A 19231-nucleotide genomic window follows, 5' to 3' on the forward strand; every position below is an offset into this window, starting at 1 on the left:
CTCCTTATTGCGCCATTTTGTCTGCAATCGCGGCTTGAATATCGACCGTGATATCTTCCGCGCCCATCACCACCGCAGGCGTGACTAAAATCAGGGCCTGATGTGACTGTTGGTACTCGGATAAACTGTCACTGAGCGCCATTTGAAAACGGTGAGTGGCATCTGCAATTTGCTGTTCGCTCAATGGGTTTTCGCTGTTAAACTGCATGGCCATTTGCTGCTGATACTGGTTGACTGTGCCTGTCATGTCGAAAGTGACGGTAACGGGGGCAAGCCAACGCACCACAAATACCGAAATACTGAAACTCAGCACCACGGCAATGACCATAAAAAAGCTCATGGCTTTTAAGCACTCTTTGCGACGACGGCTCATGCCTCGTGCAGGCGTTTTGACTGCCTTATCGACTAATGTCGTGTTTGACTCTGCCATTGGGATAAGGTCTCCATTTCTTGTGGGAATTTGCGCTTAGCCAGTGCCAATAACGCCGCTTGTTGTGACAGTCCTTCCGCCATGCGGTTTTCACGAAATTGGAAGTCATCCCCATCGGTTGAGTACAATGCCCGGCTAATCGGATCGGTTACCAACCGATGGAATGAGGAGCGCCCCGCAATTCGCAGCATAAAGGCACTAAAGTGTGCATCCCCTGCGGCAGGGAACCCTTCAATAATGGCGCGTTCAACAGGATTGAACTGGTCGGGATTCTTCTGATTGTATTTACGGAACGCTTCCATGTTTTGCCGCAAGATAATTTTGAAGGAGGAGTTACTCCACGCGGCTTTCGCGGCAGTACTGGCACCATCGCCGTCAAAATCGTCGATCCCTTGTGAGATGGTAATGTAAGAGCCACCGTATTTACGGGCAGTTCGATAACCGCTTTCAATAAAGTCGGCGACAAAGCTACTCTTGTTATCCAGTAGCTTCCAACCTTCATCAATGGCCGCGAGTTTTTTGATACTGCGCGCCGTTAAGTACATTCGTTGCTGAATGAAGATCATCATCGAGAACATGACGGCGGCTAACAGGTCAGGCTTGTTTTGCAGTCCGCCCATTTCCAGTACGGTAAAGCGTACCTGCTCATTCAGTGCCGGCTTGTCACTATTAAAATACGCCCCATATAACCCTTTGGTAGTGTATTTTTTCAATGCCACAATGATTTCTTGCATCTTATTTTGGACCGTACTTTGGGGATCAAAGTAGCCCAAATCAACTTCGGCTTTAAGGTAATCGTGAACATCATCAATCAGGACTTGATTGCCTTTACGCTTGCTTGGCGCTTTCCCTTCCCACACATCTTGAACGGCATTGAGTAGGATAGATTTAGACACATCATCCATATCGCCCGAAGGATTCGCCAATACGATGAGCAGGTCACGAATACTTTCCGCGGCCTCTTTTATATCGACGACACCCGCGAACGGATTGAATTTAAGGTCGCGAGCATCGACATAGACGCCCCCAAGACTGTGACACAGCTCTTTATAGGAATCCCCCATATCTAGCACATACGCCCAACCGCCTGCATCGAGCACTTGACGGATCAGCGCTTGCATGAGGAATGATTTACCACTGCCTGACGTCCCACACACCGCCGCATTAAAGTTGTCATTACCGAGACCTGAACCCCGCTCAAAAATGTCGAGAAAGGAGAGTTGGTGCCGATACGACGGGATAGGTAAACCTTTTTGACAAATCCGATTATCGGCCACCACAGGCAATAAATTGGCAACATTAAAGGCTTTCGCTCTAAGTGTGCCGCCTGAACGCACCATATCGCCCCAAAGCCCCTCTTGCATGACAAAAGGAAACAGCGCCAAATAGTTACGTAATTGCATAAACGTTGTTGGGCATAGCTTTAAGCGATTAGTGGTGTAGGTATTCATCAATGCCATTTCCGCTTTTAACGCTTTATCATCATCGTCTTCACAAAATAAGGAGATACCGTAACTGTAACGCGCGAGAGCGGTTTGATTGGCGTCCAGCTCTTCACGCAATGCGCCCCACTCTTCAGCTTTACGCTTTACGCCAGGCACCCAATTGATGTACTTAGAGTTAGCCCGACTATTATTGGTGATAAACTTTTTCTTGGCCTCGTTTTGGGTTTTCACCAAATCTTCAACATACACGGACACGGTTATGACGAACGGACAAGACACACTGGATGCAGGATCAAGCAAATTACTCAAGTTATCGCCCGTTTGCCATAAAGCGAATTGTGTTGGGTTTTTCTCCAGCATGTAATTCATGATACGCGTTTTGCTTTTCTGGCCTTTTTCCATCGATAACGACTGATGAATAGCATCGGGCCGAATTTCAACGTTGATCGAACGGTCAGCGCACTGGTCATTGAGCGACTCATACGGGTCAACTTCACTGCTTGATAACGCAATCTGATCGTGTCGAAAGTTAGTGATTTCACGTACCAGTTGCAGTAATCCTTTGTCATCCATTTGCTCACAGTGCAGGGAGGCGCCAGCCAAGGACTCCATGACAATACTGAGGGTTTGATTTACTTTTTGTAATGTGAGTGCATCGGCTTTTTTATGCTCTTCGGCATAACACACAAACAAACGGTAATTGCGTAGCGATAACGGCAGATTGAGCTTATTATTCAGCCCTTCCAAAGCACCACGCTCGTAAAAGGCACGCGTGATATGGTTGAATTTCTCCGCTTCTTCCCCTTGCCACCCAAAGTCTTTTAGCCCATAGCCTAACTGTTCACTGATGCACTTACTGCCCAATAACATGAATGTTAATGGCGTTTTACGCGGGAGCTTATTGCGTAGAAAGTAATCCAGCGCATCGACAATTTTTTCATTCGCGCCCACCAGTGGCGTACACTCTAATAAAAAGCCAATGGTGGTTTTATTGATAAACAGGCCAGATTTCGCATCATAATTTCGATACGGTAATACGCTGCAAAAGGAAGGATAATCCATATTGTCCAAGGCTTCAGACGCCCCTTTGCTTCCATCCGGCTCTCGCCATGCGGTAAATAAGTTCTTGAATAACGCTTCTTGCAACGATACCGGTTCGGGCTCGTCATCAAACACAATGTCTTTTGACTTGGGGAGAAACGGGGCAAGCAGCTTATCGATTAAGGACGGTTTTTCATTCATGTTACTGGACTCTCCACTGACCATCTTTCACCACAAAAGAGACAACCGCAGGCTGATACAGGTTATCTTGTTCATCTATCCACGGGGCTATCCATAAGCGAGCCGTCGTGGTCGGTAATCGTTGAGGCGGTGCCATACCAATATCACTCCAACTCGCCCAGGCTTGTGCCGTGTGTTGAATGGGGGGTAGTGTATTGGATGGCACGGATTTTTTAACGGATGCGGATGAAGGCTTGAATGCACCTAATGCCCCCACATTTTGTGAAGAAGCGCGATTATCCTGCACCACAGTACGAACAGACTGAGCTGGAGACGCGGTTGTCACAACTGGCACAGTCGGGGTTGCCAACGGTGCTAACCGCGGCAGTTCGACTCGCTTTTGGGATATGCCCTCCCCATTAGCAGGATGGTTCCACGTGAAATTTTGCTGTGCTGCCTTTTGATTGGCTTCTTCCATCGTCATGCAGCTATCTTGCGCGGTGGCATTACAATCAAAGGAATCTTTCATGCCCGCTGTACAACCGGCGAGCAAGGTTAATGCGCCTAGAATTAGGAATTTTTTCATAAAATGAACCTTATAAATGAATGACAAAAAGAAGTGTTTTGTGGAGAAATAACGATGAATTTGTGTCGCCGCTTATTCAGTGACGAATAAAAATATTTTTATTCATAACCATTTAATTAAATACGGTTAATTAACGGATAATCATGTACTTTTTGAGACAAGTGAGTTTCTAGGAATTTGAATTTAAACGAAAGACGTTACTTGATGATTTTATACCAAAGCCTAAACCCGTGAAATTTAACACCACCAAGGCTTCCAATAGTTGGAGGGACCTCATATTCCAAGGATTCGATATTAATGATATCGGTTATATTATTTTCATTTAGCCATTGGTTCATTTCATCATTCATTAGCCGTCGGTCACGCCTAACACTTTTTAAATTAGAAATAATAACCCCATCTATCGTAAAATCTTTAAACTGTATATCCATTATTAATCCTGTTGATAATTTGAGAAAACGAACCCGATGGCTGAAATGAATTTAATCCTTCTCTTCGCATTGTTCGGGTATTACACTGATTTTAGGGGTATTCCAAATTTAGCTTCACCTGCACGGATAGCCCCATTTAGTGCTAACCCTAAGAATATAATGGCAATCACAAGTATCGGAAAAGTCATTGATTCCATTACTACCTGCCCCCTTAGCCTGTTATTTAATGGTTTCAAAGCTGCGGTTATCGACGACTTTGGGAACTTCTTTGTTGAGGATTTTAAGAAGTAATACCGAACGTGCTTCCCCATCGGGTTCGTTATAAATCGCTTGAATACCCACAAAAATACCGTCCGTAATGACGACTTCATCCCCTTTTTGCGGTAAGTTATCACTCATCTCTTTCACGAAATCAGGTACAACCAGTGTCGCAATCACTTCATTAGGTACAACCACGGGGTTCTGACCAAAGCGGACAAAGTAGTTCACGCCACGTGTCGAGCCAATCGTCGAAAAGTGAATGACTTCATAATCAAACTTCACAAATAAATAATTGGGAAATAACGGCTCCATCACTTTCTTACGGCGATTCCTCACCATTTTCTCAGTTTTGTAGGTTGGGTTATGTACAGTCACCCCTTGACGCTCAAGGTGCTCAATCGCGCGTAAAACCTGGTCACGTTTACAATATAATAAATACCACTTTTCCATGATGACTCACTTTAGTTGATGGTCAGCACTCAGGATTTGTACAACCCAAACACTTAACCCGCTGTAAATCGCTAAAAAGATGACCGAGTCCCAACTCACATGATGGGAAACAAATAACGCGGCCGGAGAAATCGTAATGAGCGTCATAAGTAACGAACTCAAACGCATCCGCTTTTTTAGCTGACGAATTCGGTTTTGCATTGGGCTGTACCTGAATGATGACAATGAAAATTAAGAATAAATACTGAAAGGACTTCGGTTACTGTGGGATAGTCTCAGCGGGGACGGCATCCCCTAAAGAAATCCGCTCTAATGCTTGTTTTGAAACGGTGATACCTTGATTAATGGAGTTTTCCAGCGAGTTCCCCGCTTGTTTTTGCGATTTGGCTTTCTTCATTTGTTCAATAAACTTCAACTGAAAACCTTCCTGGAACACCACCGTAATTTCAATGCCTGCCCCGATGGGAATAACCGGATGGTATTGCTCAGCACGTTTAATGAAATATTCCGACAACATTTTTCCGGATTGCTGTACACCGCCACCGACACCACCGCGTGCCACATCGGCCATCGTGGTTGTGCTACTGGCACCAATACCCACCGTTTTATCACCCACTTTTGAAAAACCGGAACCGACCGCTTCAAGAAAGCCACCGCCAAAGGCGTAGCCGACTAACTCACCATTTCGGATGACCGGCTCGCCTTTAATCCCATTTTTCCCCATAAAAGAGACGTGGCCTTTAAAGGGCATATCGATGGTATGACCAAACAGTTTGCAAGACAGTCGGTCGGTACGCACCAATCCGCGTTCACTGGAAATATCGCCATACACCCCAGCGGTAACGGCACAACCACTTAAATCATACTCTTCGTTATTCGGCATAATCAGTTTACCCGTTAACCGAAATTGCATTGGAGAGGGATTACTGTTTCCCGTCACAGACGCATTCGCATCAGCCCCTTCAATCACCATCGCTTTGGCAAAACTGCCTGATGGGATGTAGGGCAAATCCGGTAAATCGGTGTTTTCCTGCTCATCCTCATACTCAATCGTCATCGAGGATAAACCTTGTTTTAGTACGGGATTCACATTAATTTGTGGTTGCCCGACTGGATATTGCCCCCCTTGATAAAATGCCGTTGGCGGCGGAATGATTGGCTGACTGGCTTGTGCATTCGGTGTGGGTAGTGTTCCTACGGGCAGTTGCTGCGGTTGTGGCAAACCGTTATTGCTATTACCGTGTATGAAATCGTTTCCCATTTTCGTGAGTTCTTCACCTAAGGCAGTTAATTCTTTATCCTGCTCAGTAATTTTATCGCGATACGCACGGTTTTCTTGTTCCAGTTTCGCAATACGGGCGTTCACTTGCTTCATTTGCTTATCCATTTGAGAGGCCGTGGATTGCAAATCGGCCATCGCCGATTTTCCCACATTCTTATCAAAGGATGATGTCACGACGCCTGTCATATTGGGGGCAGGCCGCGATTGTTTTGCGGCCGCTTTTGGCTTCGAAGGTAAGCTCATGTACCAAGCTGCGCCACCAATCCCCGTTAATCCCAAGGCCAATAACACAAACAGAGCCGTTTGTTTTCGCTTTGCACGAACATTAATATTTGCCATTTTCAACCTCATTACTAACGGTTAACCAGACCGTTGCTGTGGCACCCGCCAACACAGTATCGCTATAGGGATAGATAACCACAGAGCGGACATTGTGCTGATTGAACAACCGCTCACTTAGCGGTTGTGAGACGGCGCTGGTGTTCATCACATCCAGTTGGTATACCCGTAGCTCTCCCCCATTCCACATTTTGTTTGCTGTCACCCGATAGGCTGACGGTAATGCGAATGACGGTAAAGCCGTCACAGGCGCAGGAATAAACCCATTCGGCGTTTGTTGGTTCAGTAACGCTTTGTGAATTTCAACCAAGACACGTGGATACGGTAAAGCCCTCTCCCAACGTTTAGCGACGGCACTTTGTGCCGGTTGATTGGAGATAAACTGCAACACGCGACCATCACGCTTTTGCGGAACAGCCACAACCGACACCGTTAAGCCCCCTGCCGTTCTGACGTAAAACGTAAAGGGCTTAGTTTGCGCGGTCATTAATACCACGCCCCCATTCGCAACACCTGTTGCCCCTTTTTGATTGCCATTGATAAACATGCCTTGAGCACTGTCGATGGCCACAATTCTGTCACCTGGCACAACCAACATATTCGGTTCACTGTTGCTAAAAGCCACCTTCACTTGTGAATCCGGAGACACCGGAATTTGGGTTGGCAACTGCGCTGTTGGTTCGGCACGCACTGTCGAGACAAAACCACAAAATGCTAACGCTAAACAGAGAAGCTTTATCGGATTACTTTTTTTCTTCATCAATAATGTCCTCAAAGCTGATCACTTCACTAATTCCATTGACATACTTGATATGCAACCGTAATTTTTTATGTTCAGGTAACGATTCGCGCTTACCTATCCACGTTTTTAGCTCACCTTGAATATCAATAATGCCGTCAGCGGGATAGACTTCCATTTTGGTCATGTAAAATGCCGAGGTGACGTTGTTATTGATGATTTCTTTGGCTTCGACCGCCAACACATCTTGCATTTCAGGTCGCGCCTCTTTGGCTACATACCGTAATAACGATTGATGGTTTGCTTTCACTGATTCCGGACTGACGTTATAGCGTAAAAAAAGTAACGACTGTGCGACGGATTCAAGGTAGTTCGCATCCGCATGCGAGCGCGTTAAGGTAAATGGGGTATCAAAAAACATCGGGATATACGTTTCTTGTCGACTATTGAGTAAATCATCTAATCTCAGCCACGCGAAAATATTACCTGTCAAACTGAGGCCTAACATAAAGGTCAGTGTAATAAACAATAACGAGGTGTATTTCGTGGCGGATTTAGCTGCGCTCAGTTTCATGGCAGCCTCCTTCCTATTTTAAATAAAGTCTGAACGCAGAGTCAGGGAGAGATTTATAAATGCTTTTAAAGCAGTAAGCGGGTAAGTACCAATAACAGGCATTGAGTAACCACTGACTTCCCCGCCCTTTTTTGAAGTACCTCAGGGCATACCAGAGCAACGTACCAACCACAAGGCCAGTCATGTAATGTCCGTCATAAAAGCCCCATAACATGGGGCCTAGTAGAACGGCGGTTTCATCATTGGGTAATGGAAGAATACCGCCTTGCTCGGTTAACGTCTGAGGGAAAATGAATCGCTGGGCACGTTCGTTTTCCATCATCCAACTCCTAATCCATTAACCGCCTGTTGATGGTGCTTCGATTAAACCAAAGACGATTTTAGTTCCCACAATGAAAACAGGAATGAGCAGGAGTAACGCGGGGTTTTGTGCTCGCATAAAGGCTAAGAATACCAACACCGCTTCACCGATCATGATGTAGTACATCACCGATGACCCTTCACCGAAGGTATCGCCTGCATCCTCTGCCCCTGCGGCCGCTAAATCGGCGGCTTGTGCGAAGCCACGTGCGGCCATCCATAAGAGTAATGGTGAAGCAACATATTTATACAGCGATTTAGCGACTTTAGAATTCAGTGAATTCCAAGCTCGTGCAAAAATACCTTTTCTTTTTGTTACCGGTGATTCAATAGCAATTTGACTCATACGTTTTCCTTGTTAATAGATATTTCAGTATTTTCAAAATAAACTCCTAAAGAGTTTCGAATAACTTCTGAGCTTTTAGCTCGCTTTATTCCTTCGTTAATCTCAAAGAAATAAAGCGAGATAAAAATTCATTTAATTTAAATGCGCTACCGCCCCAGCCCGACAAATCCATTTTTAATGGCAAAGTCTTCCCGCTGTCTTTTTATTTAACAGTTTATATAATCAAAAAAAATTAGGCTGAGATTATTTCCCAATAATTATCATCTATTTTTTCAATGTTTTTTAAGCTATGAGCAAGACGTATCCTAATTTCTTCTTTTTTAGTTCTTCCAGATAATTCAATTGCTTTAACTAACCATTCTTCTGTTACTAAACTAATATCAACACTAATCTTTTTATGTTTGTTTGCATTCATATCCTTACCCATCCCTTTGGACTGAATTTATATTACACAAATAAAAATCAATGTCTTGGGACAGCTGTCCCAAATAAAGGGGGGTGATTGTGATGATATTCACAAAAACACCCCTAAAAAGCATATAAAACCATAAATAATTAAAAATAAAATATTTAAATCTAACTTTTTCTATATTAAAATCTTTCCATCTTCACTTAAGCGAAAATTAATAAGTTCTACCGTATTTTTATCAATATAATTACACCATCCATATTTCCTGGCTATTGCTCGCAAATTTTTTTGATTTAAAACTCCTGAATTGGTGTAATATTTATTTAATGAGTTTTCAACTTGTTTTTTATTTAAATGGCTAAACTCGGCAATCCATCTAATAGACTTTCCTGTTAAAAAAAGCCAAATAATATGCCAAGATATTCTCTCTTCTTTCTTTGTTTCATTATTCACAGTTAAAGAAACAGGATTAATATTATTATAATTGTCAATTGGGAAACCATCATCAACAAAAAAACCATCAGCAATATTAATTGTGTTAAAAATAGTTTCATGGCTAAAGAAATCACTAAACTTGCTGAAAGTTGTTATTGTGTAGTTTTTATCATTAAATGATATACATTTAATATGAACATAAAAAAGATAATAAAATTCAGATTTAAGCTTATAGGCGAAAAAAAGTGATTTGCTGTTTTTGTTAGTGATCACTTGTTTCTCCAAAGCCTCTAATTTTTTTAATTTGGGAAAGTTTTTCAAAAGAAGAGGTGATTTTGATGGAATATTAACCATCTGACAGAAATCATCACTGACATGAGTGATATCATGTTGGCTATTACGGATATAAAAGAGACGTTTATCATTAAATTGATAAATGATATCAAAAATCACTTGAGATCCACATTGCGGATCAATATTATTGAAGGTAGTCATTTAACCGTCCTTAACTGTGGGGTTATTTGATTAGCCCAATAATCGAGCTGTAACTCGATTATTGGGTGATTCTATTTATTCTAAATATACCATGTTAGTAATAATTAAATCAATTAATATATTTTTATTTTAATAAAAATATATCCTATTTTACTCGCTATTTGATTAGATTCACGTAATGTAAATAAGCTATTTTAAGTTATCCTTATATTCGCTCTTACATTACCATTTTTTAATTGCTATCAGGAAAATACTCATCTAATATTGATTGAGTTCTGTTTTTAAAATCTTCAATATATTCTCGATAGTTATATCGATTATCATTTTTTATTTCTTCTAAATCAAACATCATTTTGAATAAAATTTGAATACATTGACGTGATTTAGTCACCTCTTCCAATAATTGTTTTTTATAACGCTCCTCTAAAGATAAACCATCATCCCCTTCTTTGTCTTTTTCTAAGTTCTCAACAACGCGCAATCCAATATCCAGTAATTCAGAGCCAACACTGGAAATGTTTGCATCAGCACCATCGTTTTTTCGTTTATCCACAATATTACGAATTCCATCTAACGTTTTTTGCTTCATATATATATGTTGACGTGGCATTCTTTTATTTCCTTAGTTTTTACTAGCCTCTATTTGTGGGCTACGGTCAATTAACACACAGCCCACAAATAGCCCACCAAATACAATCATGAAAAATAAATGACATATAAACAGTATATTACAATAGACCACCATTAGCCCACTAATTTTAGTGAAAAATTGTATATATTTGATATTATTAGCAATACACACAGAGTGCATCTATTTAGCCCACATATAGACGCTATTGGTGGGCTAGTAATGGGCTTAACACTAAGATTTTTAAAATTTTCACCGCTTTATTTTTAATTAACACCCTGATTTAATGATAAATTCTTGCAAAATGAAATTTTGCGTGGGGTGTGATGTCTTTCTTTCAGAGGAGCGTATTTATTGCTCCTCCTTTCTTTTGGCTTGCATTTAAATGGTGCTTTATTTTTTAATTAAAATGGGCGATTCTGAGTTAAGCGTATTTATTATTTTATGGGGTTTATATGCGAATGATCTGTATTCTCATTGCGTTAATTTTCTCACCTTTTTCATTTTCGTTTGATTGCTATGATAAAGCAGGAAAAGATTATCAAATTGACCCTGATTTATTACGCGCGGTTGCCTTTCGTGAAAGTTCATTCCAACCGAATGCAATTAATCAAGCATCATCGACACGATACGCGATTGGATTAATGCAAATTCATTCACAAAATTTTAATGAATTAGCCCAGTATGGCATTACAGAAAATCATTTAAGGCAAGACCCATGCATGAATATTTATACGGGTGCATTTTATCTCGCGAAATTTATTCGCATACAAGGGGATATTTGGAAAGGTGTGGGGGCTTATAATGCAGGGTTAAAAAAATCCGAGGCTCAAGAACAAAAAAGAAATCAATATGCGCTTGAGGTCTATCACATTTATCTTAACATTAAAAAAAATAACTAAACTTACTCCTTTTACTTTCTATTTTTAACGCTATAATCACGTTTAATATTAAGTAATGCATGTGGTTTAGTATTAAAACGAGAAACGCGCCTTTAGGCGCGCTTTCTTTAATAACTGTTTTTTCTTAATACTCGACCAATTTCTCCACCTATCCCATCATTCCCAATAATTTGTTCTCGTCCTATTTTGTATAATATTCCTTGATGATAATTTTCAACCGTCATTAGCGCGGTATCAAACTCATAAGACTCGCCATATTTATCAATCAATGATTTGATAGCCAATGCGATTATTTCATCACTGTAATCCCGATGTGTAAAAACATAATCAGCACCACCATAAACTACGTTAAAAGGTGATGTTTCACTATAATGATAATCGGTATAACTATCAAAACGCGATGTTTCATATTTATTGATTATAGATTCGACTTCCTCCACTGTCGGACCATCTGTCCAATTTACATGATAAGAACTGTAATACTGTTTACGTACTGAAAATTTTGTTTTTGGAAAATGTTTTTTTAACTCAGCACGGATATTTTTACCGACTATTTTGACTTTCTTATCTGAATTAGAGGTTATCTGTGTTAAGTGTGAATATTCTGTGTTGTTTTTTTGGAATTCGACACCTTGTTTAAATTCATTTATCTTTCGTTCTTCTTCGGCTTTTTCTGCTTGTTCATGTGCCTCAGCTTTTTCAATTAATGATTTAATGGTTTCTTGTTCAACCGTTTCATTTTCAATTTTCCATTGTACGCCGTGGAAAATACTTTCCGGTAAACGATTTGATTTATTCCCATTAAAGAATACGATATCAAATTCCGCATTGCCCCCTGTGACCATAACATTATACATATTCTTTATACTTTGTGGTTTTTGCTCGCCATGAATATTAACAATAACCCCCTTGCCGAGATTATATAAATTAGTGTAAACCACTTGACCAACCGATAATAATGTTTGCTGTTCCATATTCATTTACCTTTTTCTGATTTATTGATTGATGGTGTTCAATTAAGCGCAAGCCTAAGACTTGCGCGTGATAGACTTAATCAATGGCGTTTAATATTTTGGTTTGTGATTCAGGGGATAATGTGAAAATAAAATCCCGTAATTGATGAAAATAAGCAGAAATACGCTCACAATCTTCGTGATGCTCTTTTTCATAGGTCACAAATGAAAAATGACTTAACATCATTAAAGTGACAATAATTCCTGCTTCTTGAGCACTTACATCGTCCATAAATCCATTCGGTGAAGTGAGCATATAGCCTTTTGTCGGTTGCAGATAAAAACCGCCATTCGACAACGTATAAAAATCCCAATAACCGCCGTTATAGGCTACGGCGTTCCGAGTCATCCAGTTATAGATTGCATTTTCAAAGGCAATACAGTACCGCCCTAATTTTGAAGGTAAAAATTTTAAACGAGCTTGAGCATTCTTCACCTCAATTGTCGTGATAACGATTTGGTCTTTTCCATTTCTTTCGTTAGATTCTTGAGCTGCAAGGTTTTGTTGTTGAGTCATTTTAGTGTCTCCTTTGGGTTAATGATTTCTTTCGTTGAGTTCCTTCGCTGCAAAGGCCGTACATAGTCGAAACGAGGAAGGAAGCAAGGGCGGAAGCAAAATTGTTGGAAAGCGCAGCGACAAGAATTTTGCTGGAGTGCACTTTACGCTTGCTGGATGACGAGTTGAGTCTATGTTTAAGCCCGAGCGGAGGGGCTTGGCGAAAGATTAACAACACAGTAGCTGAAAATGACACAACCCGACTTGCGGCGAGAGAATCGAACCGCAAGGCGTCCTTTGAGCTTAACAACGTTAAGCGGTTTATCAGGGGCAGCTCCCGCAGGGAGCTTGCATCCCTGTCCTTTGCGCCACGCGTCAGCGTAAAAAGGCGCAGGGGTTGACGTTGTCGGATTGAGCCTGGCTCGATGCCAGGATTAAGCCGATGCGCAAAAAAGGGGAATAAATCCCCTTGAAATAACGTGAATTAGGCTGTTAAAAAGGATTTAAAGCGAAATGAATTTAACATTAACATCGGGGTATATAGCGTTTGACGAACGTCCAGCGTTAAACTGTTACCAATATTCACAATGGCAGGGATTCCCAATAATGCCAATTGGACGTAGCACATTCGGGCGGCAACCTCATCAATATCGGTACACACTGCGATCATTTGCATTTGTGGGTTGTAACCTTGTTGTAACACAGAATTGGCACAGGCAATCACCATTCCGCCCGCCCCGCACGTTGGCTCGGACACGCTGATATAGCCATTTTTTTCAATTATAGTGCTGCAATCACCGATGATAAGATTTGCCATTAGCTGGCTGATATGAAATGGGGTAAAAAATTGCCCCCATGCCCCTTCGCCTAACTCAAGGGACATAAACACCGCCCCTAAAAAATCGGTGGCTTGCTGGTCTAAGGCATTAACACAAATTGCCATTAATTTGGCGAACACATCTAAATCGGCTCTTTCATAACGCGCAATCACGTTAAAGTAAGTTTGCTCCAACTCAGGACACTGTTTCACGCTGTTTTCTAATGAAATCGCGGCAACATGAATAAAATCCCGAAACACGTCTAAGCGACTGTGATAACGTGCCGTTTGATTAAACAATTGAATAAACTCGGTGTGAAAATCTCGCTTTGACTTGGTGCTAGTTGTTAGGGTTGCTTTTTCGACTGTTTTGTCTGTCTTTGTGTCTATCTTATTGGGTGAGCCTGAAATGATAGGACTGGGGGTTTTTACAGGTTGGCTTAAATCTACATCAAAAAAACTCAATTGTGACATATCGACGCTCCAAAACTGCCCCTGAAAAGGGGCAGTGAGTTAACTTAAATCCACGATTTACGCAGTTCCAAACAGCGCAAGAGTTGCCCCAAACAATGGTTATTCATTGCAGGGATGCGAACGGGCTGTTTGCGTTTAAGCTGTTTGTCGATATGTCGCGCCATTGCCCGATAGGTAGGCTCAATATCACTAATCGCGATATCGTGACGCATGACCCGACGTTTTGACGCAACGGGCATTTGGGGCTTTACAGGGTTGGCAGCGTATGCCATGATATTTGTATTCATCGGATTTACTCCTTTGATTGGGTGAATACCTTGAGTTCCTACGCTAAAGTCGCTCAAGGCACGGATTAAGCAGGCGCAAGCCTGCTTTTTTCATTGTTGCGCTAGTAATCCAGCACAACGCACACGCGAAATAATTTGCGCGTGAGATAACGTTGATACATCCCTAAACGTGAAATAGCGCCCGTCCACTTTGACAAAAATGTCAGTCACGTTCCCCAAAAACATCTCTTGCAATTTAAAGGACTCAGTATTGTTATTGCCTTGCCAATCCAACGGGGGCATAACGGATAATGCATCCATAAATTGCATTAAGGTGATTTCTGTCGGGGCAGTTTTAGCCGCTTGTTCACGTCCTATCCAATACATCATTTCCGCGCTTTGGGTTTCTTGGTAACTGTCTGTTTCGTACTGCTCTAATGCGTGATACATACTGTTTCTCCTTTTATGATTTAGTGGTTGGTTCAATATCGAACTGGCTCGATATTGAATAGCGCGTTACGATTTCGCGCTATTCAATAGGTCGCTTTAACGGTATTGGCGAACCTGTTTTTTAAACGGTTTAAGGTGGTTGGCGCTTTCAATTTCGCGGTAAGTTAAATCGGTGTTTTTTGTTCCATCGGTTAAGGCATATTGGTAATTCATGTTCATTTTTTCCGCGAATTTCGTTTTTTTCAGAAAAGTGAAGAATTCAGCAATGGAATTGAAGTGATAAACGTCATCCGTTTGCCCTGTCACATTTTTCTTATGGGTTTCCGCAATAAAAATTTGATAATTCATGTTGATACTCCTTGTTTTTGGCTTTTAACTCATCTTTCTGGAGGTTTTGGCGTGGCGGTGTTGACGTTTACCGATGGCCTCGTAGTTCTCTTTGAAAGTGTTAATTCATCTTACTGTCAGTTCAGTCGCGGCAAGGGCGATGAAGCCCTCAAGGGAAAGGTTTTGCAGGGGCGCAACGCGGCGAAGCGAACCCTTGCAAGTTCTTGAGCTTAAGGGCGTAATCAATAGCCCTAGCGAATGGGCTGATAGTAAGAAAATAACCGTCGGGTGAGGAGGCAATCGGCCGACACGCAACGCGTGGCGTCTTTAACGGCCGTGCGAAGCACGAAATGCCGTGCAGTTAGGTTTCGCTTGCTATCCGAAGGACAGAGACGCTTGCGGCTCTGCGGAAACCCATTCGTTTTACGAATGGCGTTGAAGTGTAGGCGACAGCTCGAAGAAGTCGAGCTGCCGTAGGAACCCATAAGGGGTTATTGTATTTTTTTGATAAATGAATTTTGATTTAAATTTTTGTCAAAAATCTTCATCTCATTGTTTTTACAAATAAAAATAACGATACGCAATCGCAACCTCAGTAAAATCTCATTTTTTTTAACAAACCCCACGGATCTCAAACGCAAAGACTAGCGGGTTATCCTCGTTTTTTGAGAGATAAAGGGCTGTTCGGGTTTACCCGAACAGCCCTTTATTGCTTTCGTTCTTCAACGGTTCATAAAGGTCGATGACACTCCCCACAATAGACAGTTTTCAGGGAGGTTAATCGCATACCATCCAACTGTGTACTGTTATCCGTCATCTCGCCATTAAAGGCATCATTAACACCCACCTGACCCGAAGTATTATGCAGCAGATAAAAAGGTGCCATTGTAATAACAATGAACACATTGTGTTTGTTTGCTTTTTAATTGCATCATCAACTCACTAATTGGCTCTCAACCTTAAAATAGCACAAGACTGGTTGCTAAAAACGCCCCTTTAACGTCCTGACTGACAGGATAATAATAGGTGGCATACCCTTCTCTAGGCACCGCCTTGTAATAGCCCACGTTGATATCTTCACAGGCTAACCACGTTTCGCGGTCACTCTGTGAAATTTCATTCGCGGCAATTGCTGAATTAACGACCGTTTCTTTTGTGTGCTCACCGCGCATCATTAGCACCAAACTGTCTTCAGTTTCGAGTAAAACCACATTCCATTCATTCATCGTCAACACCCTTTTAACCGATTAATTTATTGGGAATGGCATAATTATCCAGTAATTGCTCACCGTATGATCGGGTATCGATATCGTCATTGAAATCCAAGAGCGCCGACCACAACGGGGCAAAATCAAGGTATTTTCGCAAGTTTAAATTGTTAAATCGCGTCGTCCAGTTTACAAGCAATTCAATCAAATCATACTCTTCAATCCCATCATGATTAAACCGGTTGTACCACGATTTAAACTCACTGGGGGTAATAAAGGCTAACTCAATTTCAGCTTGAGCTAATCGATTTTGATACTGTTGCTGCGCTTTTATTTGGGCTTTTTGTCGGGCACGGCTCACAACTTGGACTTGAGACTGAATTTTACGCCCCTGCCGTTCACGGTCGCGGTAATCCAGCTCAGGAAAAAAATCTCGCACATGATGATCACATAACGGCAACGGACAAATATAACCACGAGACTGAATAAACGTATCAAGGGCGGCAAGATAGCGATTTTTTGACGGCATTTCACGTTTATCATCGAAAGATAACACCAATGTATAGTGCAAATCTTTTGCGGTTATTGACCCTTTATTCCCCGTAAAAATGCGAATTAACGCGCTCGCATAGGGAAATCGTTTTTGGTATTGCCCTTTTTGCATTTTATCTTCGACAAAAAGGATGGCTTTTGCAGCGGCATATTGACGGTCATTAAAAGGCACAAGGGCTAAATGGTTTGGAATAGTTGTCATGATTATTCACACTGCCCTTTCGGGCAGTGTCTCCATGTTGATTATTGCGCGTTATCGGTGTGGTGAGAGTCAGCGTTTGCATCGAGAAAACAGCTCGGCAACCAATGCGACTCTTTAAGGGTATTTTCAGCTAACTCAGCGGCATCCCCTTTTTTCATTTTGACGGCTTCAAGGGCTTTATCTGATGCGCCAGCCTCGGCTAAACAATCGCTGATTTGGTCTTTACTTATACGCCCAAAGAAGTTGGCTTTGGTTGGCTGCCACCACTGGCGAAAATCAAAAGCAATCACCTGTTCAATTGGACGCAAGGCTTTAGCTAACGTGTTATCGTGCGGAGCATGATGGTTCACTTCACTTAGGGTTTGCGCGGAACAAAATGCCAGTAATGCGACTAAATCCGCTTGCTCCCATGACAACAACCATGAAAAATCGGATTGCCACCCTTCGGGGAAACGGGCTGACCATGACTCAAATTGCGTATTGATTAATTGCAATGCTTCGCTGTCTTGGGCGGTCGGGGCATTTTTGAGTAACTCCTCCTGAGTACATGAAAACTTAATGTTAAACGCGGTTTTGGCATACCCTGAACCAAACACCTGAATGCACGCATCATGAACCAAAATCGCCAGTGCCACGTTCGGGTGCTGTGTTAATGCCGCTTGAACCGCTAAGGTGCGCTCTGAGGACAAACTTTTGCACAACGCTGCGCTGTAGGTAGAAACCGTCTCAACTAGAGTCGTTGATTGCTCACTCACACTTTCAGTTTCGCTTTCCACTTCACTGCACTGTGACTCTTGCTGTGCTAAGTCAATGACGCCACGGATGACACAGGGTTCTCCATCACGGTCAAGGTAGACCACTACGCCTTTTGTTGCTTTTCCATCGGCTGTCCACGCCTGATTTTTGGTACGATCTTTAATGTCTTCGATTTGCTTTTCGCAGTCTGCCACGGCTTGGCAAAGGTCAGCTTGTTCATTTTCATCATTCGTTTCCCATGATTGCTGACGTAAATCTGTTTCACGAGCACGCAATTCAGCCAGTAAATCCGCAAATTCAGGGGAAATGACCGCCTCGGGTGCATGACTAATAGACAAGGTTTCCCCGTCATTACCGTAAAAACTCGGACGCTCTAAACGTGCAATACCGAACTGCCAACCCTCAATATCCGCTAACAGTTCCGCACAGACAGTGAGTTTATCGAGTGCTAATTTTTCTAATAATGGGGCATTTTCAATAAATCCGGCTTCGGTAAAGAGGTCAATTTCAAGGGTTCCCCCTGCTTGCTCGTAGGCATCCAACCCAACAAACTTCACCAATCGATTATTTTCGACAGGGGTTTTGGTTTCTTCGACCGCTTCTCGTAAGTAACGTGGCTCTTTTTTCCAACCTATTGCATTGTTCCACACCATGACTTGGCGGTCATGGTCAGGGGTTCCGGCTAACGCTTGCAGCTGGTCTAGGGTGATATTGTCCGCATCCAATTCGGCTAATAGCTCGGGCGCCATGTTTGCTAAACGCAGACATTTTTTCACGTGGTGAGTGCTAAACCCTAATAAGTCACCGATTTCAGACGCATTTTTTCCTGTTTTTTGTAGCTCGATAAACGCATGAAGTTGGTCGGCTGGATGCATGGCTTCACGTTGGCTGTTCTCCGTCAGGGAAATAATCAGCGCATCGGACTCTGAAACCACTTTGACAGGCACAGGGAAACTCGACGCTAAATGCCCTTTTGTCACCAATTGTTGTAACGCCAGTAAACGACGTTGACCCGCTGCAACCCCGTAGACGTCATTGTCCATCGGGTAAACCACCAAGTTTTGTAACACCCCGACCGCTTGAATACTGTCTGCCAGTTCTGACAAGGCTTTTTCATCGACTGGGCGTTTACGGACATTGAGTTCACTCTGTACCAATACCGATAACGGCAATACATGCGCTTCCATGCTGTCCAACGCCTGATAAATTGCGTCGGCTTGTGCGGATTTTGTGCCTTTTTTCGCTTTACGTTGTTTCGGGTTAATGATAGTTTCTAATGTAGACATAATTGATACCTCTATTGTTTTTAATGTGTCTTTGCTAAGGGAGGCTCATGA

24 protein-coding genes are annotated in these 19231 nt (G+C 42.3%); 1 reads left to right on the forward strand and 23 read right to left on the reverse strand.

Features of this window, described 5'->3' with window-relative positions:
• Positions 1 to 4: 4 nt before the first annotated feature.
• The 14 genes from trbI to M1F17_RS22410 form a co-directional block, all read right to left on the reverse strand.
• Positions 5 to 430, reverse strand: a complete 426-nt coding sequence (gene trbI / locus M1F17_RS22345) for a type-F conjugative transfer system protein TrbI (protein ID WP_272663194.1) — start codon at positions 428 to 430, stop codon at positions 5 to 7.
• A complete protein-coding gene (gene traC, locus M1F17_RS22350) occupies positions 406 to 3117 on the reverse strand; it encodes a type IV secretion system protein TraC (RefSeq protein ID WP_272663195.1) in 2712 nt (903 codons plus the stop codon). The genes trbI and traC overlap by 25 nt, the downstream gene beginning before the upstream one ends.
• A gap of 1 nt (position 3118) precedes the next feature.
• Complete coding sequence (traV, locus tag M1F17_RS22355) at positions 3119 to 3682, reverse strand: type IV conjugative transfer system lipoprotein TraV (RefSeq protein WP_140172759.1); 564 nt, start codon at positions 3680 to 3682, stop codon at positions 3119 to 3121.
• Between the two features lie 197 nt (positions 3683 to 3879).
• Positions 3880 to 4113 carry a hypothetical protein gene (locus M1F17_RS22360; protein ID WP_140172760.1) on the reverse strand — a complete coding sequence of 78 codons (234 nt, stop codon included), beginning with the start codon at positions 4111 to 4113 and terminating at the stop codon, positions 3880 to 3882.
• Between the two features lie 219 nt (positions 4114 to 4332).
• The gene (rfaH, locus tag M1F17_RS22365) at positions 4333 to 4824 is read right to left on the reverse strand and encodes a transcription/translation regulatory transformer protein RfaH (protein ID WP_140172761.1); all 492 of its coding nucleotides are present in this window, start codon (positions 4822 to 4824) and stop codon (positions 4333 to 4335) included.
• Between the two features lie 6 nt (positions 4825 to 4830).
• Positions 4831 to 5025, reverse strand: coding sequence for a hypothetical protein (locus M1F17_RS22370; RefSeq protein ID WP_140172762.1), 195 nt, complete (start codon positions 5023 to 5025; stop codon positions 4831 to 4833).
• 58 nt (positions 5026 to 5083) lie between these two features.
• Positions 5084 to 6445: a TrbI/VirB10 family protein gene (locus M1F17_RS22375; RefSeq protein ID WP_140172763.1), complete on the reverse strand. Its 1362-nt coding sequence runs from the start codon at positions 6443 to 6445 to the stop codon at positions 5084 to 5086.
• A complete protein-coding gene (locus M1F17_RS22380) occupies positions 6432 to 7205 on the reverse strand; it encodes a type-F conjugative transfer system secretin TraK (protein WP_109913044.1) in 774 nt (257 codons plus the stop codon). Before M1F17_RS22380 ends, M1F17_RS22375 begins: the two co-directional genes overlap by 14 nt.
• On the reverse strand, positions 7189 to 7758 hold the full coding sequence (gene traE, locus M1F17_RS22385) for a type IV conjugative transfer system protein TraE (RefSeq protein ID WP_140172764.1): 570 nt from the start codon (positions 7756 to 7758) through the stop codon (positions 7189 to 7191). The genes M1F17_RS22380 and traE overlap by 17 nt, the downstream gene beginning before the upstream one ends.
• A gap of 13 nt (positions 7759 to 7771) precedes the next feature.
• Complete coding sequence (traL, locus tag M1F17_RS22390; protein ID WP_140172765.1) at positions 7772 to 8077, reverse strand: type IV conjugative transfer system protein TraL; 306 nt, start codon at positions 8075 to 8077, stop codon at positions 7772 to 7774.
• Positions 8078 to 8095: 18 nt separating this feature from the next.
• On the reverse strand, positions 8096 to 8464 hold the full coding sequence (locus M1F17_RS22395) for a type IV conjugative transfer system pilin TraA (RefSeq protein ID WP_140172766.1): 369 nt from the start codon (positions 8462 to 8464) through the stop codon (positions 8096 to 8098).
• 232 nt (positions 8465 to 8696) lie between these two features.
• Positions 8697 to 8879, reverse strand: coding sequence for a TraY domain-containing protein (locus tag M1F17_RS22400; protein WP_180359551.1), 183 nt, complete (start codon positions 8877 to 8879; stop codon positions 8697 to 8699).
• Positions 8880 to 9050: 171 nt separating this feature from the next.
• Complete coding sequence (locus M1F17_RS22405) at positions 9051 to 9803, reverse strand: hypothetical protein (RefSeq protein WP_140172768.1); 753 nt, start codon at positions 9801 to 9803, stop codon at positions 9051 to 9053.
• Between the two features lie 232 nt (positions 9804 to 10035).
• The gene (locus M1F17_RS22410; RefSeq protein WP_140172769.1) at positions 10036 to 10413 is read right to left on the reverse strand and encodes a relaxosome protein TraM; all 378 of its coding nucleotides are present in this window, start codon (positions 10411 to 10413) and stop codon (positions 10036 to 10038) included.
• A 473-nt stretch (positions 10414 to 10886) separates the two neighbouring features.
• Between M1F17_RS22410 and M1F17_RS22415 the strand changes: the two genes are divergently transcribed.
• Positions 10887 to 11333 carry a transglycosylase SLT domain-containing protein gene (locus tag M1F17_RS22415; protein ID WP_140172770.1) on the forward strand — a complete coding sequence of 149 codons (447 nt, stop codon included), beginning with the start codon at positions 10887 to 10889 and terminating at the stop codon, positions 11331 to 11333.
• Positions 11334 to 11440: 107 nt separating this feature from the next.
• On the opposite strand, the gene M1F17_RS22420 is transcribed toward M1F17_RS22415, so the two are convergent.
• The 9 genes from M1F17_RS22420 to M1F17_RS22460 form a co-directional block, all read right to left on the reverse strand.
• Entirely contained in the window at positions 11441 to 12307 is an 867-nt protein-coding gene (locus tag M1F17_RS22420) for an LPD29 domain-containing protein (protein ID WP_140172771.1), read from the reverse strand.
• A 76-nt stretch (positions 12308 to 12383) separates the two neighbouring features.
• Positions 12384 to 12863 carry an antirestriction protein gene (locus M1F17_RS22425; RefSeq protein ID WP_140172772.1) on the reverse strand — a complete coding sequence of 160 codons (480 nt, stop codon included), beginning with the start codon at positions 12861 to 12863 and terminating at the stop codon, positions 12384 to 12386.
• A 463-nt stretch (positions 12864 to 13326) separates the two neighbouring features.
• Positions 13327 to 14133 (reverse strand): N-6 DNA methylase, encoded by an 807-nt coding sequence (locus M1F17_RS22430; protein ID WP_257468653.1) that lies wholly within the window; start codon positions 14131 to 14133, stop codon positions 13327 to 13329.
• A 44-nt stretch (positions 14134 to 14177) separates the two neighbouring features.
• Positions 14178 to 14420, reverse strand: coding sequence for a hypothetical protein (locus M1F17_RS22435; RefSeq protein ID WP_140172773.1), 243 nt, complete (start codon positions 14418 to 14420; stop codon positions 14178 to 14180).
• Between the two features lie 90 nt (positions 14421 to 14510).
• Positions 14511 to 14849, reverse strand: coding sequence for a hypothetical protein (locus M1F17_RS22440; RefSeq protein WP_140172774.1), 339 nt, complete (start codon positions 14847 to 14849; stop codon positions 14511 to 14513).
• 96 nt (positions 14850 to 14945) lie between these two features.
• Positions 14946 to 15197, reverse strand: coding sequence for a hypothetical protein (locus M1F17_RS22445; RefSeq protein WP_140172775.1), 252 nt, complete (start codon positions 15195 to 15197; stop codon positions 14946 to 14948).
• Positions 15198 to 16135: 938 nt separating this feature from the next.
• On the reverse strand, positions 16136 to 16402 hold the full coding sequence (locus M1F17_RS22450; RefSeq protein ID WP_140172776.1) for a hypothetical protein: 267 nt from the start codon (positions 16400 to 16402) through the stop codon (positions 16136 to 16138).
• 13 nt (positions 16403 to 16415) lie between these two features.
• Positions 16416 to 17138 carry a plasmid SOS inhibition protein A gene (locus tag M1F17_RS22455; RefSeq protein ID WP_140172777.1) on the reverse strand — a complete coding sequence of 241 codons (723 nt, stop codon included), beginning with the start codon at positions 17136 to 17138 and terminating at the stop codon, positions 16416 to 16418.
• Between the two features lie 41 nt (positions 17139 to 17179).
• Complete coding sequence (locus M1F17_RS22460) at positions 17180 to 19180, reverse strand: ParB/RepB/Spo0J family partition protein (RefSeq protein WP_140172778.1); 2001 nt, start codon at positions 19178 to 19180, stop codon at positions 17180 to 17182.
• Between the last annotated feature and the right edge of the window lie 51 nt (positions 19181 to 19231).

It is taken from the genome of Providencia sp. PROV073 (assembly GCF_033688125.1).
Taxonomy (GTDB): domain Bacteria; phylum Pseudomonadota; class Gammaproteobacteria; order Enterobacterales; family Enterobacteriaceae; genus Providencia; species Providencia hangzhouensis.